Origin of the sequence: Streptomyces sp. 8N706, from assembly GCF_052245415.1 — a bacterium.
GTDB lineage: Bacteria > Actinomycetota > Actinomycetes > Streptomycetales > Streptomycetaceae > Streptomyces.
The window spans coordinates 1-20,863 of the sequence record NZ_JBQQBW010000044.1 but is presented as its reverse complement, the minus strand read 5'-3'; the positions used below and the strand labels follow the sequence as shown (position 1 = coordinate 20,863).

The window sequence follows — 20,863 nt, the reverse complement described above, 5'->3', positions numbered from 1 at the left end:
AATTGATTGGACAGCCAATCATCCCATGATTCTATGATGACGCTCATGGCCGACGACGATACGAAGATCCTCGACCCTGCCCGGACTCGTGCCACCCGGCTCCGTACCGCCGTTATCCGTACGGCCGGCAGTGGAGGTACGCAGGGAGTGCCGGTCTGGCTCACCCGGCTCGTGGCCGTCGGACTCGTCCTCGCCGCCGTCAACCTGCGTCCCGCCATCACCAGCCTCGGAGCGCTCCTCGAAGAGGTCCGTGGCGGCCTCGGTATGAGCGGGAGCGTCGCGGGCCTGCTGACCTCGGTGCCACCGCTCTGCTTTGCCGTCTTCGGTATCGCGGCGCCCCGGCTGGCGCGGCGCTGGGGCGTCGGCGCGGTCGTCTGCGCCGGCATGGTGGCCATCGCGACGGGTCTGCTGATACGCCCCTTCACGGGGGGTGCGGCGGGTTTCCTCGCCGCCAGTGGGCTCGGTCTCGCGGGCATAGCCGTGAGCAACGTCCTGATGCCGGTGATCGTCAAGCGCTGGTTCCCCGACCGGGTCGGCTCGATGACCGGTCTCTACTCGATGGGTCTGTCGCTCGGCACGTCCCTGGCCGCGGCCGCCACCGTCCCCCTGACCGACACCCTGGGCGGCAGCTGGCGCATCGGGCTCGCGGTGTGGGCGGTGCCGGCGGTCCTCGCCGTAGTGCCCTGGCTGCCGCTGGTCGTCCGCGAACGCCGTACCGCCGCCCCGGTGCGCGCGCGGCAGGACGCGGCTGCTCCGGGGGCCGCGGGGCGGGACGATCCCGCCTCGGAGCGTGCCGGGCGGGACACCCACACCGGGGAGCGTGACACCGCGGAACGTGCGCGGCAGGAGGCTCCCGCAGCGTCCGTCGAGGGCGAGGGCGGGCGCCTCCGTGAGTGCGCCGCCGAACGCCGGGACGCCTCCGGTGTGCGCATGACCCGCAGCCGTACCGCATGGGCTCTCGCCTGCTTCTTCGGCTTCCAGGCCACCGGCGCCTACATCACCATGGGCTGGATGCCGCAGATCTTCCGCGACGCAGGCGTCCCGGCCTCCACCTCAGGCGTGCTCCTCGCCGTCACCATGGGGCTCGGCGTGCCGCTCTCCTTCGCGCTGCCGCGGCTGGCGGCCCGGATGCGGAACCAGGGCCCGCTGTCAGTCGTCCTGGGCCTCTGCGGCCTCTCCGGCTACGCGGGGCTGTATCTCGCCCCGGCATCCGGGGCCTGGCTCTGGGCCCTGCTGCTGGGCATCTCCACCTGCGCGTTCCCGCTGGTTCTGACGTTGATCGGGTTGCGCACCCGGACCGGTGCGGCGGTGGTGCGGCTCTCCGCCTTCGTCCAGAGCACCGGCTATCTCATCTCCATCCCCGGTCCGCTGCTGATCGGGGTGCTCTATCAGCACACGGGGGGTTGGGGGCTGCCCCTCGTGCTGATGGCGTGCTTGATGGTGCCGCAAATGGTGCTCGGTGTGATCGCCGGACGGAACCGTTTCGTCGAGGACGAGTGCGAGGAGAGGCGCTGAGTTGTCCCGGGGCGGTCGGTCGGTCGGCCGTGCGGGCCTCTCGCCGGACCGACTGCCGCTGCCGGATCGGCTGCGGCTGCCGGAAGGACCGTGGCCGACGGACGGACGGTGGCCGGACGGATGCGGTCGGACGGACGGTGGTCGTCGGGCCGGGACTCCGCTTGCGGAGGGGCCGTCGTCGGACAGGCCGCTCTCGCGGGACAGGCGACCGTTGTCAGCAGACCGTCTCCGTCGGCAGGCGGCCGTCGTCGAGATGCGGTCGCCGTAGGACGGGCCGGCCACCGTCGTCGACAGGCCGTCGCCGTACGACATGTCCGGAGAGGCCGACCCGCGGGCCGAGGCCCTTGGCGCGGGTGCGAAACTGGCCGTATGCCAGTGCTGGACCCGAACCCGCAGAACAGCCAGAAGAAGCTGCTCACCATCCTCGGCGTCATGCTCGCCATCACCGTCGTCGTCGGCGTGATCGCCAGCTTCGCCTCGCCCTGACCGACCTGTGCGAGGCCCGGAACGGTGGGGGTGGCACCCCCGTCCCTTAGGGGGCCGGGGTCAGGGTCAAGTGGGTGGATCACCGGATGGGCCGGGGGCGCCGCTCTCCGTAGGTTCGACGTACACCGCGACGGAGCGGTGGACGCGGCCATGGCAGGCGGCCGCGTCGCCCCACTCGACCCACGGAGGCGGTCCCCACATGTCGGCCCGTACACCCTCGGCCCCCGCGCAGACCCGGACGCCCCCTCCCGCCGGGCGGGACCCCCACGAGATCCGGTTGCCCTGGTGGTCCGTCGCCCTTCCCGCCATGGCTTTCGCGGTGCTGCTGATGCTGCCCTCCGGCGCCTCCGACGCACATGCGGCGACCGGCTCGCCCTCGGCTGTCGCGCAGGTCCTGGAGCGGATCCAGGAGGTCCTGGCCCACCGCGGCGCCTGAGCGGCCGCCCCGCCCCGGGCATCACCCGTGGTGGGGGAGCGTCCCAACACTCCGAGCCCCGCCGTTGGTTTCATGCGAAGCTGGGACGCATGAGCGTCGCTGCATCTTCCCCGGAAAGCACCCCCGGACCCTCGGAAACCCGCAGGATCGTCCTTCTCCGACACGCCAAGGCCGACTGGCCCGAGGTGTCCGACATCGACCGCCCGCTCGCCGAGAGAGGCCGAAAGGACGCCCCGGTCGCCGGACGCCGCCTCGCCGACTCCGGCATCAACCCCGAGCTGACCCTCTGCTCGACCGCGGCCCGTACCCGCGAGACCTGGAAGCTGGTCGTGCACGAGCTGCCGCAGCGGCCCAAGACCGTATACGAGGAGCGGCTGTACGAAGCCTCCCTCGGTGAGCTCATCGCGCTCCTCAACGAGCAGCCCGACGATGTGCGGGACCTGATGCTCGTCGGACACAACCCCGGAATGCACGCCCTGGCCGACGCCCTGGCGGGAGAGGCCGAGGGGGACGCCCTGTCCCGGATGAAGCGGGTCGGCTTCCCGACCGCGGCGATAGCCGTCATCGGCTTCAATGGCTCGTGGAAGACCGTGGAGCATGGAGTCGGAAAGCTGCTGGACTACTGGGCGCCGCACGCGTGAGCCCTACTCTACGGTGACCTGCCGCCCGGCATGGTGACGTGCCGCCCGGCACCGTAACGCGCACGCCCCAGGCCGGGCCGTACACGTCACGTCACCGTCACTACGGATTGTGCCCCGCCGGATCCGTCCGGCGGGGCACAGGTCTGTAGTGACAGCCCCTCATACGTCGCTCGGTGGCGTGCTGGGCCCGGGAGCCGGCCTCAGTCGGCGAGCGTGTCGGCCGCCTCGACCTCTTCGCGCGTGACACCCAGCAAATAGAGCACGGTGTCGAGGAAGGGGACGTTCACCGCGGTGTGCGCGGCCTCGCGGACCATGGGCTTGGCATTGAACGCCACACCGAGCCCCGCCGCGTTGAGCATGTCCAGGTCGTTCGCGCCGTCACCGATGGCAACCGTCTGGTCGAGCGGCACGCCCGCCTCAGCCGCGAACCGGCGCAGCAGCCTCGCCTTCCCCGCCCGGTCGACGACCTCGCCGAGCACCCTGCCGGTGAACTTTCCGTCCACCACCTCAAGGGTGTTGGCCGAGGCGAAGTCGAGCCCCAGCCTCTCCTTGAGGTCATCGGTGACCTGCGTGAAGCCGCCCGAGACGACGCCGACTTGGTAGCCGAGACGCTTCAGGGTGCGGATGAGCGTACGTGCGCCGGGCGTGAGCCGGACCTCCGCGCGCACCTTGTCCACGACGGACGCGTCGAGGCCCGCGAGCAGCGCCACGCGCGCGTGCAGCGACTGCTCGAAGTCCAGCTCGCCCCGCATCGCGGCCGCCGTCACCTCGGCGACCTTGTCCTCGCAGCCGGCGTGGGCCGCGAAGAGCTCGATCACCTCGTCCTGGATGAGGGTCGAGTCGACATCCATGACGACGAGGCGCTGTGCCCGCCGGTGCAGACCCGCGGCGACCACGGCGACATCCACACCGAGCGCCGCGGCCTCGATCGCGAGCGCGGTCCGCAGCGGTTCGGTCCCCGTACCCGATACGGCGAACTCGACGGCCGTCACCGGGTACTTCGCCAGCCGGAAAATACGGTCGATATTGCCCCCGGTGCCGGTGATACGGGCCGCGATGGCGGCCGTCGACTCGGCGGTCAGCGGGTGGCCCAGCACGGTGACATGCGAGCGGCCCACGCCGCGGGGCCGGTTGTCGCCCCGACCGGAGATGATCTCGGCCTGGAGCTTCAGCGACTCGGCCCAGGTGTGCACGGTGGCCCGGAGCTCACCCTCGGTGCTCTCCCCGGACGGGGCGGTCACCAGGGCGCAGAGCACTATGCGGCCCCGGGTGACGACCTGCTCGATGTCGATGACGTCGACGGAGTAGGTGGCGAGGGTGTTGAAGAGCCCGGCGGTGATGCCCGGGCGGTCCTTGCCGAAGATCTTGACGAGGAGGGTCGGGACATCCTCGCCGGGGGCCCCGGCGGCAGGTGGGTTCTGCGATGCGGTCATGGTGCTCCCACCGTATCGGTGCAGGGCAGGAGGCCGCGCGCCGGTCCCGCTCTGCGGGACGGGCCTGCGGCTCCGCTGGGGTCCGGCTCTGCTGGGGCTGCCTGGGGCTCTGCTGGGGTTCGGTTCCGCGGGGTCGTCTGCCTGCGGCGCCGCCACGGTTCGGTTCCGTCGGGGTTCGGCTGTTGGGCGGTCGGTAGCACACGGCGGTCGGTGCGCGGTGAGCGGTGCGCGGGTGCGCGGTGCCTGCGCCTGTGGCCATGAGTCCGGCCTGTGCCTGGTGCAGGGCCGCGCCCTCCGGGGCTGGGGGTCCTGGAACGTCTCTTTACGGGCCTGGCGGCCCCCACATACTCCCCTGGGCCTTCGGCATGGGGGACCCCAAGTTTCCAGAACCCCACCCCTACGGCCCCGTCCCCTCCCCCGGTGCCCGCCGCCCCACCTCGATCGCGTTGGTCCTGGTGGCCCGACCTGTCCTGCGCATCCGGTTCCGGCTTCGGGGGAGGAGGTGTGGTGTGGACTTCGGTCCGGCCTCGCCGCGACCGGCGATGTGGTCTCCCGTCCCGGCCGTGCACGACGACCGGCCGTGCGGGCCACCGGCCCGGGATCCCGGCCGCCCTGCGTATCCGGTTCCGGCTTCGTGGGAGGACGTGCGGTGGGCTTCGGTCCCGGCCGCGCAGAAGGACGCGCCGTGTGCGCCCCGGCCTTGGTACTGACTCGGTTGTCGGACCCGGGGCGCGGGGCCTACCAGTGGGGAGTTCCCCAGCCTTCCTCGGGGCCCGGGGCCGGGCGGAGGTAGGGGTTCGTCTCGTCGTGGGACGGCCGGTAGACCGGGCTCGGGTTGTAGGGGCCCGGGCCGTAAGCAGCGTCCGGATAGAGGCGGGGCGGGCGCGTACGGCCTCCGCCACCGCCCGGCCGTACCCCCGCCGCCCAGGTCACCAGGGCTCCGAGCACGCCCGCTGCCGCCCCCGCCACCGCACCCTGCGCCACGCCCGGGCCCCCGTGCAGTTCGATCCCCGCGCCGAAGGCCTCGAAGCCGAGGACCGACAGGCTCGCGTGAGCCGAGACATCCGTCAGCCAGGCCGGCAGCGGCAGAGCGAGGGCGGTAGCGGACGCGAGACGTATGCCGCAGAGCCCCGCGAAGCGGAGGGGGCCCGCCCGCCCCGGCGGCGCGGCGTCCGCCGTACGGACCGCCGTGAGTACCCCCGCACTCAGCATCATCAGCGCGGTCGCCGCCACCAGCAGCCACACCCGCCGGTCCAGGTCCGCCAGTCTGCCGACCGTGACCGGCCCGTCGGAGATGAGCAACCGGTCCAGCGGGTCGGGCAGCAGCCCGGCGAGCTGCCCCCTGGCGCTGCCGTGCACGGGACAGGCCAGCACCAGTGCGCCGACCAACCCCACGCCGAGTGGCGCGATATCGACGGCGGCCCCGGCCTCCGCGTCCTTCAGACCGAACACCCCCAGCTCTCCTGAGAGGTTCATCCGACCGTTGACGGCGAGCACCACCACCGCTGCCGTCATGGTGCTCAACTCGCCCGCGGCATCGGCCCCGAGAAGGTGCAACCCGACGGCCGCGGTGCCGGTCATGGCGAGGAACGACCAGCTCACGGCGGCTGTCGCGGTGAGCAGCACATCGGCCCAGTGGATCCTCGCGCCATCGCTCGCCCGCATCGCAGCTCCCCCGACAGCCCCGGGAGTGCGCCGATCAGCGAGCCGAGTTGCCCCGTTTGATCATGATCCATGGGCTTACGTGCGTGGTTACCACTCTCCGGGTGCGTTTCGGTGGAGTCAACGGCACAAAAAGCGTGGACTTGCCAAGGCCCGACTTTCAGTTGAGGTGTTGAGCCTGAAATAGTTCCTGACGATGTTCACCATCCCTAGACTCCCTGTGCAGGGGATCACTCGGGGGACAACTAGTGGGGCATGGAGTGCCGGAACTCGTACTGGAATTGAACGGACGGACCTGGACGCTCGATGCGTCCCGGTCGTACAGCCTCGGACGCGATCCGCAGGGTGACATGGTCGTCGACGACGCCAGAGTGTCCTGGCGCCATGCCACTATCCGCTGGGGTGGGCGGAGTTGGGTCATCGAGGACCAGGGCAGCACCAACGGCACGTATGTACAGGGCCAGCGGATCCAGCAGATGGAGATCGGCCCTGGCTCCGCCGTACACCTCGGCAACGCCACCGACGGCCCGCGGCTGAATCTCACCGGTGCCGCTACGTCCGCCGTCCCTGGTGTGCAGACCGCGATGGGTGCTCCGCACCAGGCCGCCCCGGGGTGGGCCCAGGCCCCGCAGGCACACGCCCAGCAGTCCCAGCACGCACAGGCGGGCTGGCAGCAGCAGCCTCCGGCCGCTCATCTGCCCCACCAGGGCGGCGGTGCCGCCGGTTCTCCCCCGGCCCAGGGCGAGCGCGGCCCGACGTCGTTCCACCAGATCGCCGCCGGCCATGTCATGCGGATCGGCCGTGCGCTGGAGAACGAGCTCGTGGTCTCGGACCTTCAGGTCTCGCGGCAGCACGCGGAGTTCCGGGCCACGCCGGACGGCCGGTTCGAGATCGTCGACCTCGGCAGCCACAACGGCACGTACGTCAACGGCCAGCCGGTCCAGCGCCAGATCATCGGCCCGCACGACATCGTCGGCGTCGGACACTCGACCTTCCGCCTCGTCGGCGACCGCCTGGAGGAGTTCGTCGACTCCGGCGAGGTGTCCTTCTCGGCCCGCCATCTGACGGTGACGGTCGACGGCGGGAAGCAGATCCTCAAGGACGTCTCCTTCGGCGTTCCGGAGAAGTCGCTCGTCGCGGTCATCGGCCCCTCGGGCTCGGGGAAGTCCACGCTGCTCAAGGCGCTCACCGGCTATCGGCCCGCGGACCAGGGCGAGGTCCTCTACGACAACCGGAACCTGTACAAGCAGTTCGCCGAGCTGCGCCAGCGCATCGGTCTCGTTCCGCAGGACGACATCCTGCACAGGGAGTTGACGGTCCGTACCGCGCTCAAGTACGCGGCCAAGCTCCGCTTCCCCGGTGACACCGCGGAGGCCGAGCGCGAGGCCCGTATCGACGAGGTGCTGCGCGAGCTCAAGCTCGACATCCACAAGGAGAAGAAGGTCACTTCTCTCTCCGGAGGCCAGCGCAAGCGGGTGTCCGTGGCACTGGAGCTGCTGACCAAGCCGTCGCTGATCTTCCTGGACGAGCCGACCTCCGGCCTCGACCCGGGCATGGACCGCGATGTCATGCAGCTGCTGCGCGGGCTGGCCGACGACGGCCGTACGGTCCTGGTGGTCACCCACTCCGTGGCCGAACTCGCCATCTGCGACAAGCTGCTGGTGATGGCGCCGGGCGGTGCGGTGGCGTACTTCGGCCCGCCGGAGGAAGCGCTCAACTTCTTCGGTTACCAGACGTGGGCGGACATCTTCTCGGCGTTCGAGAACTACCGGGACTACGACTGGGCGGGCCGCTGGCGAGGCTCGCAGCACTACCAGATGTACGCCGCGGACATCGACGCCGTCGCCCCGCAGTCGGTGGATGTCGTACCCCAGCGGACGAGGCCCCAGAAGCCGCAGAGCTGGGGAGCCCAGCTGCGGACGCTGATCCGCCGCTATGTGTCGGTGATCGCCTCCGACAAGGGCTTCATGGGGCTGATGGTGATCCTGCCGGCGGTTCTGGGTGTGGTGAGCGTCCTCATACCGGCGGACTACGGTCTGGCGCTCGGGCCCCAGAACGGCAACCCGCCGTTCTCCAACCGCGACGGCAGCACGATTCTGCTGATCCTCTCCGTCGGCGCCTGCTTTTCGGGAGCAGCCAACTCCGTTCGTGAATTGATCAAAGAACGGGTGATCTATGAACGGGAACGGGCGACCGGCCTGTCCCGCTCGGCGTATCTCATGTCCAAGGTGATCGTCCTCGGCGTGATCACCGCAATTCAGGGTGCCATCATCAGCGCCATCGGCTTCCTGCCGCGGAAGCTTCCCGCCGAGGGTTTGTTGCTCGAGAAATCGCCCGGCATCGAACTCGCCCTGCCCATCATGGCGCTGGGCTTCGCATCGATGATGTTCGGCCTCATTATTTCCTCATTGGTGAAGACGGCGGAGAAGACCATGCCGCTGCTGGTCATGTTCGCCATCGTCCAGGTCGTCTTCACGGGGTGCCTTTTCCAACTGCACGACAAGATCGGTGTCGAACAGCTGGCGTGGCTGATGCCGTCACGCTGGGCGGTCTCGGGCGCCGGCTCCACGGCCCAGTTGAATGTGCTGCTGCCGTGGGAGCCCGGGAACCCGGACCCGCTGTGGGACCACGAGTTGAGCACCTGGATGCTCGACATGGGCGTGCTGCTCGCTCTCGGCGCGGTGTGCGGCTTCATCGTCGCGCGGCTGCTGCGGCGGCACGAGCCGGAGGTCATGCGTCAGTAGCCCCGGCCGTCAACGGCCGGTCGGCGCCAGTGGAGACGCCACAGGGCGGCGGCACCCTCTCGGGTGCCGCCGCCCTCGTGCTTGCGGTGCGTGGCCGGGCGCTGTTCGCGACGGATCAGTACGCGGAGTCCACGTTGTCCATCGAGCCGTAGCGGTCGGCGGCGTAGTTGCACGCGGCGACGATGTTGGCCACCGGGTCACGCTGGTCGTGCTTGGTGCCCGGGACGTGGTAGGCGTCGAACGTCGGCTTGATCACCTGGAGCAGGCCGATGGACGGAACGCCGTTCTGGGCGTTGATGTCCCAGTTGTTGATGGCGTTCGGGTCACCGCCCGACTCACGAATGATGTTCCGGTGGATGCCCTCGTAGGAGCCCGGAATGTTGTGCTTCTTCATGATGTCGAGCGACTCGCGGATCCAGCCGTCGAGGTTGTTCGGGTACTGCTTGGGGGCGACGGCCTGGCGCGCCTTGGACCGGTTCGCGGCCTCCTTGGCGGCACGCTCCTTCGCGGCCTTGGCCTTGGCGGCCTTCTCCTTGGCCTCGGCGGCGAACTTCGCCTTGGCCTTGGCCATGTCGGCGGCGGCCTTCTTCTGGCGCGCCTCGGCCTCGGCCTTCTCCTTCGCCGCGGCGTCGGCCTTGGCCTGCTTGGCGGCCTGGACCGACTGCTGGGTCAGGCCGTCCTTCTGGATCTTGCCGATGCTGTCGGCGTTGAACTCTGCGACCGGCTTGGCGGAAAGCGCCTGGGGAGCGGCCTGCGGCGCCTGCTCGGCCTCGGCGGAACCGGGTACGACCGCGAAGGCCAGGGCCGCGGCGCCCGCAGCGGCGACACCCGCGGCGGAGAGACGGTGGGTCTTGGTCAGGCGGCGGTAACCAGAAAACGTGGGGACGGGCATGCGTTTGGACCTCTTCCAATAGCTGGTGTCGCAGAGGCCGGGTCGGTGACGGCAGCACGAAGTCCCTGAGCGGCAGGGATTGCGCTCGCCGTTCCGGCAGAAAGCGCCGCATTCGATCTGCGGCGCCGTGCGACGGGAGCAATTCTTAGCTGGCCCAAAAAGCTGTGGCAAAGGTGTGACGTACTACCCGGAATCGTTGTTCCGGGGGGCCGCCGGGTCCGCCCGGGAGGCATTCGTCACCGGTCATTCCGGGCGCATTCAGCCCTATGCGTCCACTACGAAAGGTCGTACGTGATGTACGTCCTATGCGCCGTGTCACATATGGACCCGGGCGGTTTCACCGGGCGGATTCGCTGGAGCACACAGCGTGGGCAAAACCCACGGTCCCCGAAAAGGGGAACCGGAGATGCCGGGGGATTGTCTATCAGCCGGGCAGGGCGAGACGCACATCGCCGACCCCATGCCGCGGACAGCGGTGCGCGGGCGCCTCCGCACGGCCGTCGAGGCGGCACCGCCCGGCCGGTCACCCGCCACCCCCGTCAGTGGACGCGAGGCCGCCACCAGGCGTCAGCGCGTGCGAGGGCCACCACGGCCTTCGTCCGGCATCGGCAACCAGCATCGACGCACGCGAGGTCCGCCCCGGCGCCGACGCCCGCCGGGCCCTCCGGCGTCAGAAGGCGTGAGGCCGTCTCCGGCATCACGTATGCGAGGCCGTCACCACCCCCGGCTCCCGTACGGGGCTTGCGCACCCCGGTCACCGGCACAGGTCAGCACCCCGCCCCGCGCTCCACGGCAGTACCCCGCGCTCCGGGGTGACGAGGCCCGCGGGGCGGAGGCACGTCGTGGCGCGGTCCGACGGACGGGCCAGGGCCCTTGGTCCTAGTCCCCAAGTCCTGGCCAATCCCGTGCCGAAGACCGGAGAGGATGCCTCCGCGGCCCGACCCGACCGGCCGTCCCCCGCCGGTACCGTGAGGCCATGACCAACGGCCCCGTCCCGGGATCGGGACTCGCCGCGGTGAGCGCCGCCCTGCTCGCCATGAGCAGGCATCTGGAAGTACGTGACGTGCTCCATACGATCGTCGCGTCCGCGCGCGAGTTGCTCGACGCCGAGTACGCCGCCCTCGGCGTACCCGACGACCACGGAGGCTTCGCCCAGTTCGTCGTGGACGGCGTCACCGACGAACAGTGGAAGGCCATCGGCCCGCTGCCCCGCCAGCACGGCATCCTCGCCGCGATGCTCCAGGAGGCCACCCCGCAGCGGCTCGCCGACGTCCGTAAGGACCCACGCTTCGAGGGCTGGCCGAGCGCCCACCCCGATATGTCGGACTTCCTCGGTCTGCCGATCGCCGACGGGGACGAGGTCCTCGGCGCGCTGTTCCTGGCCAACAAGACGTGCCCCAAGCCCGAGGGCAGCTGCGGTTTCACCGAGGAGGACGAAGCCATCCTCCGGATCCTGGCCCAGCACGCCGCGATAGCCCTCACCAACGCACGCCTGTACGAGCGCAGCCGTGAGCTCACCATCGCCGGGGAACGCGCCCGGCTCGCGCACGAGCTCCACGACGCCGTCGCCCAGAAGCTCTTCTCCCTGCGCCTCACCGCCCAGGCCGCGGCGGCCCTGGTGGACCGCGACCCGGCCCGCGCCAAGGGCGAGCTGCAACAGGTTGCCGATCTCGCGGCCGAGGCGGCCGACGAGCTGCGCGCCGCCGTGGTCGAACTGCGCCCCGCCGCACTGGACGAGGACGGCCTCGTCGCCACCCTGCGGACCCAGATCCAGGTCCTCGACCGCGCCCACGCCGCGCGCGTCAGCTTCTCGTCACAGAGCGTACGGGCGCTCCCCGCGGCCCAGGAGGAGGCGGTGCTGCGGGTCGCCCAGGAGGCACTGCACAACGCGCTGCGGCACTCGGCGGCCGCCGAGGTCGAGGTGTCCCTGACCCGGCAGGGGCAGGGCGCGCTGCTGACGGTGGCGGACGACGGCCGCGGCTTCGACCCCTCCGCGGTCCGCCGCGCCGGCCGCCATCTCGGCCTGGTGTCGATGCGCGACCGGGCAAGCGGGGTCGGCGGCCGACTCACGGTGGAGTCGGCGCCCGGGAAGGGCACCGTGATCGAGATGGAGGTGCCCGGTGGCTGAGCCCCACCGCAGCATTCGCGTGCTGCTCGTCGACGACCACCAGGTCGTCCGCCGAGGCCTGCGGACCTTTCTCGAGGTGCAGGAGGACATCGAGGTGGTGGGGGAGGCCGCCGACGGCGCGGAAGGCGTCGAGCGCGCCGAGGAGCTGCGCCCCGACGTCGTCCTCATGGACGTCAAGATGCCCGGCACCGACGGCATCGAGGCCCTGCGCAAGCTCCGTACGCTCGACAATCCCGCCAAGGTGCTCATTGTCACCAGCTTCACCGAGCAGCGCACTGTCGTACCCGCGCTCCGCGCCGGTGCCGCCGGATACGTCTACAAGGACGTCGACCCGGACGCCCTGGCCGGTGCCATCCGGTCCGTGCACGCCGGACATGTGCTGCTGCAGCCCGAGGTGGCCGGGGCGCTGCTCTCCCAGGAGGGAGCCGCCGTCGGCCAGGGACGCGGGAACGCGCTGACCGAGCGGGAGCGGGAGGTGCTGGCCCTGATCGCCGACGGCCGCTCCAACCGGGAGATCGCCCGTGCGCTGGTGCTCTCCGAGAAGACCGTGAAGACCCATGTCTCGAACATCCTCATGAAACTGGACCTCGCGGACCGCACCCAGGCCGCGCTCTGGGCGGTACGGCACGGAGTGACCGGCTGAACGGTTCCCTGCCGGGCTGAGATTCATACTGTCGGGTGTATGTCCCCCGTCTGGCGCAACCTGGCCGACGACGGCCCGTTCTCCATGGCGTGCCGCGGCGATTGGCCGTGGCAACAGCGAGGAGGGTCAAGAAAGTGAAGAACCTGAAGAAGGCAGCTGCCGTCGCCATGGTCGCAGGCGGCTTCGTCGCCGCTGGTGCCGGTGTGGCCTCCGCCACCGACGGTGCGCACGCGACGGGCCAGGCCGTGCACTCGCCGGGTGTCCTCTCGGGCAACCTGGTCCAGGCGCCGGTGCATGTGCCGGTCAACGTCACCGGCAACACCGTCAACGTGATCGGCGTGCTGAACCCCGCGTTCGGCAACCACTCCGCCAACCACTGATCGCGTCGCGCGGCCCCGACCGCGCAGCCGAGGCCCCGCGGACCACACCGGTCCGCGGGGCTTCCCGCTGTTCCGAGCGGCTCGGTACGACGGTCCCCGGAGCCGCCCGGTACGGTCCCCAGCCGCCCGTTACGGTCCCGAGCGGTTCTCCGTGTGCGCATCCACGCCTTCGTACCGCTCGAGCAACACCCGCCGCCCCCGGTTCCGCCGCCCCCCGTCCGGCCCGCCTTCTCACCACAGCACGCCCCCGGGCAGCCCTCCCGGTCCTGGCGCCCCTCCGCAGCAGCCCCCGGCTCCGGCGCCCTTCGGGGGGAACCCTCCCGTTTCCGGCCCGGCGCGCTCCCCGGCGGCGGCGTCCATGCCGCTCGGCGGAACCGGCCCCCGCTCCCCGGCAGCGGCCCGCCGGGCCCTACGCATCAGTGCGCTTCCCGGCGCGCCCCGGCGGCCAACGGGCCCGGGCGGCGGCGGGGAGGGCCCCACGGCTCAGTGCCGCTCCCGCTCCTCCGCATACGCGTTGTATGCCGCCACCTGCGCCCGCCGGGCCGTCCGCTCCACCGGCCGCAGAGCCTCCCTCCGCGCCGCGATGTGGGACGCGCTGACCGCACCCCCGTGCTCATGGGTGTCCCCGCTCCCGTACGCGATGGCGATCAGCGCATCCACCCGCTGCGCCAGCTCCAACACCCGTACCGCCCGCGGCGGATAGCCCGGGGCGAGCACCTCACGGCCGCGTTCGGAGCGCGCCCGGTACGCCTCCAGCGCCGCCTCGGCCACGGGCCCCGAACCGGCCACATCCAGCCGCGACAGCACGTCCGTCGCCTCCCGCAGCGCCTCCGCGAGTTCCCGCTCCGCCTCACCGAGCGACGGCACGTCCGCCGGCGGTGCGTCCCGCACGGGCAGACAGTGCCATACCACCTCACAGTGGACATCCTCGCTGGACACCTCGCCCCCGGGCCCCGCCTCGTACACCTCCGGTACGAGTCCCAGCGGATGCGGACCGGTGGCGATCACCGCCTCCTCGGCGGCCAGCGCCCGCGCATTGAAGTCCGGCGGCCCGCTCAGCCCGAGCGGATGCCCCGGCACCGGCAGCGCCACCCGCAGCCCGGTCACACCGAGCGCCCGCAGCCGCCCCAGACCGAGGCTGAGACCGACCTGCGCGGACTCCTCCGGCAGTCCTTCGACGCGGTGCAGAGCGTCGTCCCCGACAATGCGGTGGACTGCGTCATCGGGCGAGACGAGTCCGGCCAAAAGGGCATTTCCCCACGCGGCCAGCCGTCCGGAGCGAGGTTCGTTGAGCATGGGACCAGCCTAGGGACTGGACACGGCGGGCGGTGGCGTAGGTTTTCCCTGGGGCTGCGCCCACAGGAGCGCACGCGACATCCGAGACTGCATGGGAGACAACGCGCTCATGAGCGATGTACTGGAGCTGGTGGACGTATCCGTGGTCCGCGAGGGCCGGGCTCTGGTGGACCAGGTCTCCTGGTCGGTCGCCGAGGGCGAGCGCTGGGTGATCCTCGGCCCCAACGGCGCGGGCAAGACCACACTGCTCAACGTCGCTTCCAGCTACCTCTTCCCGACCTCCGGCGCCGCGCAGATCCTCGGGGAGAAGCTCGGCGGAGTCGATGTCTTCGAGCTGCGTCCGCGCATCGGTATGGCGGGCATCGCCATGGCCGACAAGCTGCCCCGCGGCCAGAGCGTCCTGCAGACCGTGCTCACCGCCGCCTACGGCATGACCGCGCACTGGCACGAGAACTACGACGCCGTCGACGAGCAGCGCGCCCGCGCCTTCCTCGACCGGCTCGGTATGAACGACTACCTCGACCGGAAGTTCGGCACGCTCTCCGAAGGCGAGCGCAAGCGGACGCTGATCGCCCGCGCGATGATGACCGACCCCGAGCTGCTGCTGCTCGACGAGCCGGCGGCAGGCCTCGACCTCGGCGGTCGCGAGGATCTCGTACGCCGCCTCGGCCGGCTCGCCCGCGACCCGTACGCCCCCTCCATGATCATGGTGACGCACCATGTCGAGGAGATCGCGCCGGGCTTCACCCACGTCCTGATGATCCGTCAGGGAAAGGTGCTCGCGGCGGGGCCCGTCGAGACCGAACTGACCTCCCGTAACCTCTCGCTCTGCTTCGGCCTGCCGCTCATCGTCGAGCGCAACGGGGACCGTTGGTCGGCCCAGGGTCTGCCCCTGTCCTGAGCGGGACCACTGTCCGCGACGAGGTCACCACGCCTACCATGAGCGGGTGGATCCATGGGTGTGGTGGCTGATCGCCGCCGTAGGGCTGGGTATTCCTCTCGTTGTGACCGCGATGCCGGAATTCGGGATGTTCGCGGTCGGCGCCGTCGCGGGCGCCGTCGTGGCCGCGTTGGGCGGTGGGACCGTCGTCCAGGTACTGGTCTTCGCCCTCGTCTCCGTCGCGCTGATCGCCGTCGTACGCCCCATCGCCGCTCGGCACCGGAACCAGCGGCCCCAACTGGCCAGCGGTGTCGACGCGTTGCGCGGCCGGCAAGCGGTCGTCCTGGAGCGGGTCGACGGCACCGGCGGGCGCATCAAGCTCGCGGGCGAAGTCTGGTCCGCCCGTACGCTCGACGGCGACCAGGTGTACGAAGTGGGCCAGCAGGTCGACGTCGTCGAGATCGACGGAGCGACCGCCGTCGTCATATGACAGGTCGTCAGGCGACCGGAACCAGCGACGGGGACGGCCGCTCTCTGACAGACTGATCATCATCAGGCAACCGAAGGGGTACGGAGAGCATCCATGGAACCGATCATCATCGTCCTGATCATCCTGGTGGTGCTCGTCTTCATCGCACTCATGAAGACGGTGCAGGTCATCCCCCAGGCCAGCGCCGCCATCGTCGAGCGCTTCGGCCGTTACACCCGTACCCTCAACGCGGGCCTGAACATCGTCGTCCCGTTCATCGACTCGATCCGCAACCGCATCGACCTCCGCGAGCAGGTCGTGCCCTTCCCGCCGCAGCCGGTGATCACCCAGGACAACCTGGTGGTCAATATCGACACCGTCATCTACTACCAGGTGACCGACGCCCGGGCCGCGACCTATGAAGTCGCCAGCTACATCCAGGCGATCGAGCAGCTCACCGTCACCACCCTCCGCAACATCATCGGTGGCATGGACCTCGAGCGGACCCTCACCTCCCGCGAGGAGATCAACGCCGCCCTGCGCGGAGTCCTCGACGAGGCCACCGGCAAGTGGGGCATCCGCGTCAACCGCGTCGAGCTCAAGGCGATCGAGCCGCCCACCTCCATCCAGGACTCGATGGAGAAGCAGATGCGCGCCGACCGCGACAAGCGCGCCGCGATCCTCACCGCCGAAGGCATCCGGCAGTCCCAGATCCTCACCGCCGAAGGCGAGAAGCAGTCCGCGATCCTCCGCGCCGAGGGCGAGGCCAGGGCCGCGGCCCTGCGCGCCGAGGGTGAAGCCCAGGCGATCCGTACCGTCTTCGAGTCCATCCACGCCGGCGACCCGGACCAGAAGCTGCTCTCCTACCAGTACCTCCAGATGCTGCCGAAGATCGCTGAGGGCGACGCCAACAAGCTCTGGATCGTGCCCAGCGAGATCGGCGACGCCCTCAAGGGACTCAGCGGCGCCATCGGCAACTTCGGCCCGACGACCGGCGGCGGCGACCTCGCCCCCAAGACCCCCGGACCGCGTCGCGAGCAGCCCCGTATCGACTGAGTGCCCCATCAGGCATGATCGGTGCCATAGACATCGATCACGAAGAGGGACAGCGTGGGCATCTGGGAAGCAGTGGCCGTCTTCACGGCGGGTATCGGCGCCGGCACCATCAACACCATCGTCGGCTCCGGCACTCTGATCACCTTCCCGGTGCTCCTGGCCACCGGGCTTCCACCGATCACCGCCAATGTCTCCAACACCCTCGGCCTGGTGTCCGGATCGATCAGCGGCGCCATCGGCTACAGGCGTGAGCTGAGCGGCCAGCGGCAGCGCGTCATCCGCCTCGGCGTCACCGCCCTCATCGGAGGTCTCGCCGGCGCTGCCCTGCTGGTCACCCTGCCCTCGGCCGCCTTCGACGCGATCGTGCCCGCCCTGATCGCCCTCGCCCTGGTCCTGGTCGTCCTCCAGCCACGGCTCGCCCGCGCCGTACAGCGACACCGCGAGCAGAACGGCGACGGCACCCCCTCCGACGGCGGCCCCCTGCTGCTTGTCGGCCTGTTGTCGGCCAGCGTGTACGGCGGCTACTTCGGCGCCGCCCAGGGCGTTCTCTATCTCTCCCTCATGGGCCTGCTGCTCAACGACGACCTCCAGCGGATCAACGCCGTCAAGAACATCCTCGCCGCGGTCGTCAACGGCGTCGCCGCCCTCTTCTTCCTCTTCGTCGCCGAGTTCGACTGGTACGCCGTACTGCTGATCGCCGTCGGCTCCACCCTCGGCGGCCAGCTCGGCGCCAAGATCGGCCGGCGGCTCCCGCCCACCGCACTGCGCGCAGTGATCGTCGCGGTCGGTACAGCCGCGATCGTTCAGCTGCTGCTCCGCTGAGCCGCAGCTGAACGACGGGCCCGCCCGCGCGTCCTCGCGTCCCTCAGGCGGGCAGCGGCAGCCACTCGGGCAGGGTCTCCCGGGCCGACACCCCCAACGCGAGCAGCAGCGAGTCCGAGGGCGTCGGCTCGAACGGCCTGTTGATCAAGCGCATCCCCGCCTGATCAGGAGTGCGGTCCGCCTTGCGGTGATTGTCCTCGGCACAGGCGGCGACCGTGTTCAGCCATGTGTCCGCACCCCCCTGGGAACGCGGCACCACGTGATCCACGGTCGTCGCCCGGCGCCCGCAGTACGCGCACCGGTGCCGGTCCCGCATCAGCACCCCCCGACGCGACCACGGCGCCTGTCTTCGGAACGGCACCCGTACGTACCGGCAGAGCCTGATCACCTGCGGCACCGGCACATCGACCGCGGCCGCACGGATGCGCAGTCCGGGGTGAGCCTTCTCGACGACGGCCTTGTCCTGCATGACCAGCACCACCGCACGGCGCAACGTCACCGTCGACAGCGGCTCGAAGCTCGCATTCAGCACCAGCGTCTCGCGCATCCCCGCCCACCTCCCGCAGTCATCCCTGTACCGTTCCGCGGCCTCCCCGCCGTCGCGGCGGGCCGGGATCAACTCTGGCCGGGCGCCCCGGTCGGAACAACGCAATTTCCCGTACGGCGAGGGGCGCTCGGGTGAAAACGGGGCGCGGGCCGGTAGTGGAAGAAACCGAGTCGGCCCGGGACGGGAACGGCGGCCGGGTTGGGAACCGGTCTGCCCCGGTCACCAGGGAGGTGACCGGGGCAGAACGGAGGGGCAGGGAGAGGTCAGGCTTCTGCGGGAGCCCCGTACTCGCCGATCAACTGCGCACGCGCCAGGGTGTGGAACCGCAGATTGAAGCCCACGACGGCAGGAGAGGCGTCCTCGTCCGGGCCCAGCTGCTCCGAGTCCACGGCGTACACCGTGAAGACATACCGGTGCGCCGGGTCGCCGGGCGGCGGGGCGGCCCCGCCGAACTCCCGTGTCCCGTAGTCGTTCCGGGCGTGCACGGCCCCCTTGGGCAGCCCCTCGAACCTGCCGCTGCCGACCCCCGGGGGGAGTTCTGTGACCGTCGCCGGGATATTGAACAGCACCCAGTGCCAGAAGCCGCTGCCGGTCGGTGCGTCCGGGTCGAAACACGTCACCGCGAAGCTCTTGGTCTCCGCAGGGAAACCCTCCCACCGGAGCTGCGGCGAGGTGTTGCCACCCGCTTGCACTTGGGCGTCGCCCAGCGTGGCCCCCGGCGCGATGTCCTCGCTCACCACGGTGAACGACGGCACCGAGGGATGGAAGTCATGCGGTAGTGGCGGCCTGTTGAGCTCGGTCACGTCGGAACCTCCTGATCGGTGGAGTTCTGCGGTTCCGAGCCTAGATCCAATTGCGCCGCCCACCGACCTCGGCCAGCCACTGGTTCAGGTACGCCGCCCAGTCGGTCTCCTGGAAGGAGTGGAGGCCGACGGTGAACGCCCGGAACGAGTCGCTGCCCTCGGTGAACAGGCCCGGCTTCTTGTCCATCTCCAGGATGACGTCCATCTCGCGGTCGTCCGCGACAAAGCTCAGCTCCACCTGGTTCAGCCCCCGGTACTGCTCCGGGGCGAAGAACTCGATCTCCTGGTAGAAGGGCAGCCGCTGCCGGGTCCCGCGGATGTGCCCGCGCTCCAGGTCCGCGCTCTTGAAGCGGAAACCCAGCGCGCCGAAGGCGTCCAGGATCGCCTGCTGCGCCGGCAGTGGATGCACATGGACCGGGTCGAGGTCGCCCGAGTCAACGGCCCGCGCGATCTGCAGCTCCGTCGTCACACCGACGTTCATACCGGTCAGATGACGGCTCAGGAAGGTCGTCACCGGCGTCTCCCACGGGATCTCCAGCCCGAACGGAACCGCGTGCACGGCACCGGCCTGGACCTCGAACGCCCCGCCCAGCTGCTGCTTGTGGAACTCGACGTCCTGCTTGTACTCGTTGTCCCCGCCCTCCACCTCGACCCGGGCCTGGAGCCCGACCGAGAGTCCCTCGATCTGCTGGGCGACGGACCCGCCCTCGATCCGGACCTCACCCTGTACGACCCCACCCGGCACGACGTTCGCCTCGGTGAGCACCGTCTCCACCGACGCCCCGCCGGCACCCATGCTCGCCAGCAGCTTCTTGAAGCCCATCTTGTTCCTCCCAGGCCGAGCCTGTATCGCCTTGATCCCTACCTACATACGCGGAACGGCCCTTGGTGGTTCCGCCCTTGGTGATTCCGCGCCCCCACCCTTCCAAGCGGGAAGTCACATGGCCAGCGACCGGCCCGTACCCGTTGGACTACGCTCGGAGCGCATGCCGCACCGTACGCCGCTGACACGCGACTTCTTCGACCGGCCCGTCCTCGAGGTCGCCCCCGACCTCCTGGGCCGCACCCTGGTCCGTACGACGCCTGACGGGCCGATCGAACTGCGGCTGACGGAGGTCGAGGCCTACAACGGCTCGACCGACCCCGGCTCGCACGCGTACCGCGGCCGCACCGAGCGCAACGCCTCGATGTTCGGCCCGCCCGGGCACGCGTACGTCTACTTCATCTACGGCATGTGGTTCAGCCTGAACCTGGTCTGCGGCCCGGTGGGCACCGCGAGCGGTGTCCTGCTCCGGGCGGGTGAGATCAGGACAGGCAGCGAGTTGGCCCAAAAGCGCCGTCCGACAGCACGCAAGGAGAACGAACTGGCGAAGGGGCCGGCGCGTCTGGCGACCGCCCTCGATGTGGACCGCTCGCTCAACGGCTTCGACATCTGTGCAGGTCCTCAGGCCCCTCTGGCGGTACTGACCGGAGATCCGGCGGACCGCGACGAGATCCGGAACGGCCCGCGGACAGGAGTCAGCGGCGATGGCGCGGCCCACCCCTGGCGATTCTGGATTGACGGAGATCCGACCGTGAGCCCCTATCGCGCCCACACTCCGCGCCGCCGCCGCCAGGGCGGAGCTTGACTCCGGATGTCCGACCGCTTAACGTAGCCCGAGCCGCTTGAACGGGCAGAGCTGTAAGGGACGGCCAGAGGTCGGCCCCCAACCACCCGCAAGCGGCATCACTGTCGCTACGAGGAACTCCCATCGGGGATGATTTCGGCATGCCGAAATCTGATGCGAATGGCTCGATTATGAGCCGGTCGGGAAATCCGCTAACGTGGTGGCAGCGCCGGAAGGCGCGAAAACCCCGCTCCAACAGGGGGCCGGAATCTGAATTCGGACCGGGAACGGTGCGAAATAGAGTCTGGTAAGGTTGGAAACACCGAAGGGAAGCGCCCGGAGGGCCCGGAGACGGGGCCGAAGGAAGCGTCCGTTCCTTGAGAACTCAACAGCGTGCCAAAAGTCAACGCCAGATATGTTGAT

At 70.3% G+C, this 20,863-nt stretch carries 20 protein-coding genes; 13 read left to right on the top strand and 7 right to left on the bottom strand.

All coding sequences use genetic code 11. The features are described from left to right. Positions 1-45: 45 nt before the first annotated feature. From ACTWQE_RS18370 to ACTWQE_RS18355, 4 genes are all read left to right on the top strand, one after another. Positions 46-1,515 carry a CynX/NimT family MFS transporter gene (locus tag ACTWQE_RS18370; RefSeq protein ID WP_443330048.1) on the top strand — a complete coding sequence of 490 codons (1,470 nt, stop codon included), beginning with the start codon at positions 46-48 and terminating at the stop codon, positions 1,513-1,515. 369 nt (positions 1,516-1,884) lie between these two features. Then, positions 1,885-2,001: an SGM_5486 family transporter-associated protein gene (locus ACTWQE_RS18365; protein ID WP_443330047.1), complete on the top strand. Its 117-nt coding sequence runs from the start codon at positions 1,885-1,887 to the stop codon at positions 1,999-2,001. A gap of 199 nt (positions 2,002-2,200) precedes the next feature. Further along, a complete protein-coding gene (locus ACTWQE_RS18360; protein ID WP_443330046.1) occupies positions 2,201-2,437 on the top strand; it encodes a hypothetical protein in 237 nt (78 codons plus the stop codon). Between the two features lie 89 nt (positions 2,438-2,526). Continuing rightward, positions 2,527-3,078, top strand: coding sequence for a SixA phosphatase family protein (locus tag ACTWQE_RS18355; protein ID WP_443330045.1), 552 nt, complete (start codon positions 2,527-2,529; stop codon positions 3,076-3,078). Positions 3,079-3,278: 200 nt separating this feature from the next. On the opposite strand, the gene serB is transcribed toward ACTWQE_RS18355, so the two are convergent. Together serB and ACTWQE_RS18345 are read right to left on the bottom strand one after the other, a co-directional pair. Continuing rightward, on the bottom strand, positions 3,279-4,511 hold the full coding sequence (serB, locus tag ACTWQE_RS18350; RefSeq protein ID WP_443330044.1) for a phosphoserine phosphatase SerB: 1,233 nt from the start codon (positions 4,509-4,511) through the stop codon (positions 3,279-3,281). A gap of 738 nt (positions 4,512-5,249) precedes the next feature. Then, positions 5,250-6,176: a streptophobe family protein gene (locus tag ACTWQE_RS18345; protein WP_443330043.1), complete on the bottom strand. Its 927-nt coding sequence runs from the start codon at positions 6,174-6,176 to the stop codon at positions 5,250-5,252. 257 nt (positions 6,177-6,433) lie between these two features. Here ACTWQE_RS18345 and ACTWQE_RS18340 point away from each other — a divergent pair, with 257 nt between their 5' ends. Continuing rightward, a complete protein-coding gene (locus ACTWQE_RS18340; RefSeq protein ID WP_443330042.1) occupies positions 6,434-8,917 on the top strand; it encodes an FHA domain-containing protein in 2,484 nt (827 codons plus the stop codon). Between the two features lie 115 nt (positions 8,918-9,032). Here ACTWQE_RS18340 and ACTWQE_RS18335 read toward each other — a convergent pair whose 3' ends face one another. After that, the gene (locus ACTWQE_RS18335) at positions 9,033-9,809 is read right to left on the bottom strand and encodes a transglycosylase SLT domain-containing protein (protein ID WP_443330041.1); all 777 of its coding nucleotides are present in this window, start codon (positions 9,807-9,809) and stop codon (positions 9,033-9,035) included. Between the two features lie 976 nt (positions 9,810-10,785). Here ACTWQE_RS18335 and ACTWQE_RS18330 point away from each other — a divergent pair. The 3 genes from ACTWQE_RS18330 (at position 10,786) to ACTWQE_RS18320 (ending at position 12,960) form a co-directional block, all read left to right on the top strand. Further along, complete coding sequence (locus tag ACTWQE_RS18330) at positions 10,786-11,937, top strand: GAF domain-containing sensor histidine kinase (RefSeq protein WP_443330040.1); 1,152 nt, start codon at positions 10,786-10,788, stop codon at positions 11,935-11,937. After that, positions 11,930-12,580, top strand: coding sequence for a response regulator (locus tag ACTWQE_RS18325; RefSeq protein ID WP_443330039.1), 651 nt, complete (start codon positions 11,930-11,932; stop codon positions 12,578-12,580). Before ACTWQE_RS18330 ends, ACTWQE_RS18325 begins: the two co-directional genes overlap by 8 nt. Before the next feature lie 134 nt (positions 12,581-12,714). Next, positions 12,715-12,960 carry a chaplin gene (locus ACTWQE_RS18320; protein ID WP_443330038.1) on the top strand — a complete coding sequence of 82 codons (246 nt, stop codon included), beginning with the start codon at positions 12,715-12,717 and terminating at the stop codon, positions 12,958-12,960. 483 nt (positions 12,961-13,443) lie between these two features. Here the strand turns inward: ACTWQE_RS18320 and ACTWQE_RS18315 are convergent, their stop codons facing one another. Continuing rightward, positions 13,444-14,256 (bottom strand): hypothetical protein, encoded by an 813-nt coding sequence (locus tag ACTWQE_RS18315; RefSeq protein WP_443330037.1) that lies wholly within the window; start codon positions 14,254-14,256, stop codon positions 13,444-13,446. Positions 14,257-14,365: 109 nt separating this feature from the next. On the opposite strand from ACTWQE_RS18315, the gene ACTWQE_RS18310 reads away from it, so the two are divergent. The 4 genes from ACTWQE_RS18310 (at position 14,366) to ACTWQE_RS18295 (ending at position 17,483) form a co-directional block, all read left to right on the top strand. Further along, positions 14,366-15,157, top strand: a complete 792-nt coding sequence (locus ACTWQE_RS18310; RefSeq protein ID WP_443330036.1) for an ABC transporter ATP-binding protein — start codon at positions 14,366-14,368, stop codon at positions 15,155-15,157. A gap of 46 nt (positions 15,158-15,203) precedes the next feature. After that, positions 15,204-15,626: an NfeD family protein gene (locus ACTWQE_RS18305; RefSeq protein ID WP_443330035.1), complete on the top strand. Its 423-nt coding sequence runs from the start codon at positions 15,204-15,206 to the stop codon at positions 15,624-15,626. A 93-nt stretch (positions 15,627-15,719) separates the two neighbouring features. After that, positions 15,720-16,661, top strand: a complete 942-nt coding sequence (locus tag ACTWQE_RS18300; protein ID WP_443330034.1) for an SPFH domain-containing protein — start codon at positions 15,720-15,722, stop codon at positions 16,659-16,661. Positions 16,662-16,715: 54 nt separating this feature from the next. Further along, entirely contained in the window at positions 16,716-17,483 is a 768-nt protein-coding gene (locus ACTWQE_RS18295; protein ID WP_443330033.1) for a sulfite exporter TauE/SafE family protein, read from the top strand. A gap of 43 nt (positions 17,484-17,526) precedes the next feature. Here ACTWQE_RS18295 and ACTWQE_RS18290 read toward each other — a convergent pair whose 3' ends face one another. From ACTWQE_RS18290 to ACTWQE_RS18280, 3 genes are all read right to left on the bottom strand, one after another. Next, positions 17,527-18,030: an HNH endonuclease gene (locus tag ACTWQE_RS18290; protein WP_443330032.1), complete on the bottom strand. Its 504-nt coding sequence runs from the start codon at positions 18,028-18,030 to the stop codon at positions 17,527-17,529. Between the two features lie 263 nt (positions 18,031-18,293). Further along, positions 18,294-18,833, bottom strand: a complete 540-nt coding sequence (locus tag ACTWQE_RS18285; RefSeq protein ID WP_443330031.1) for a YbhB/YbcL family Raf kinase inhibitor-like protein — start codon at positions 18,831-18,833, stop codon at positions 18,294-18,296. A 40-nt stretch (positions 18,834-18,873) separates the two neighbouring features. Continuing rightward, entirely contained in the window at positions 18,874-19,656 is a 783-nt protein-coding gene (locus tag ACTWQE_RS18280; RefSeq protein ID WP_443330030.1) for a sporulation protein, read from the bottom strand. A gap of 163 nt (positions 19,657-19,819) precedes the next feature. On the opposite strand from ACTWQE_RS18280, the gene ACTWQE_RS18275 reads away from it, so the two are divergent. Further along, the gene (locus ACTWQE_RS18275) at positions 19,820-20,461 is read left to right on the top strand and encodes a DNA-3-methyladenine glycosylase (protein WP_443330029.1); all 642 of its coding nucleotides are present in this window, start codon (positions 19,820-19,822) and stop codon (positions 20,459-20,461) included. The last annotated feature ends 402 nt before the right edge of the window (positions 20,462-20,863 follow it).

Coding starts and splice junctions, on each gene's coding strand:
- ACTWQE_RS18290 (WP_443330032.1), bottom strand. CDS start 18,030: ATGCGCGAGACGCTGGTGCTGAATGCGAGCTTCGAGCCGCTGTCGACG.
- ACTWQE_RS18315 (WP_443330037.1), bottom strand. CDS start 14,256: ATGCTCAACGAACCTCGCTCCGGACGGCTGGCCGCGTGGGGAAATGCC.
- ACTWQE_RS18370 (WP_443330048.1), top strand. CDS start 46: ATGGCCGACGACGATACGAAGATCCTCGACCCTGCCCGGACTCGTGCC.
- ACTWQE_RS18300 (WP_443330034.1), top strand. CDS start 15,720: ATGGAACCGATCATCATCGTCCTGATCATCCTGGTGGTGCTCGTCTTC.
- ACTWQE_RS18365 (WP_443330047.1), top strand. CDS start 1,885: ATGCCAGTGCTGGACCCGAACCCGCAGAACAGCCAGAAGAAGCTGCTC.
- ACTWQE_RS18275 (WP_443330029.1), top strand. CDS start 19,820: ATGCCGCACCGTACGCCGCTGACACGCGACTTCTTCGACCGGCCCGTC.
- ACTWQE_RS18360 (WP_443330046.1), top strand. CDS start 2,201: ATGTCGGCCCGTACACCCTCGGCCCCCGCGCAGACCCGGACGCCCCCT.
- ACTWQE_RS18330 (WP_443330040.1), top strand. CDS start 10,786: ATGACCAACGGCCCCGTCCCGGGATCGGGACTCGCCGCGGTGAGCGCC.
- ACTWQE_RS18280 (WP_443330030.1), bottom strand. CDS start 19,656: ATGGGCTTCAAGAAGCTGCTGGCGAGCATGGGTGCCGGCGGGGCGTCG.
- ACTWQE_RS18335 (WP_443330041.1), bottom strand. CDS start 9,809: ATGCCCGTCCCCACGTTTTCTGGTTACCGCCGCCTGACCAAGACCCAC.
- ACTWQE_RS18310 (WP_443330036.1), top strand. CDS start 14,366: ATGAGCGATGTACTGGAGCTGGTGGACGTATCCGTGGTCCGCGAGGGC.
- serB (WP_443330044.1), bottom strand. CDS start 4,511: ATGACCGCATCGCAGAACCCACCTGCCGCCGGGGCCCCCGGCGAGGAT.
- ACTWQE_RS18345 (WP_443330043.1), bottom strand. CDS start 6,176: ATGCGGGCGAGCGATGGCGCGAGGATCCACTGGGCCGATGTGCTGCTC.
- ACTWQE_RS18355 (WP_443330045.1), top strand. CDS start 2,527: ATGAGCGTCGCTGCATCTTCCCCGGAAAGCACCCCCGGACCCTCGGAA.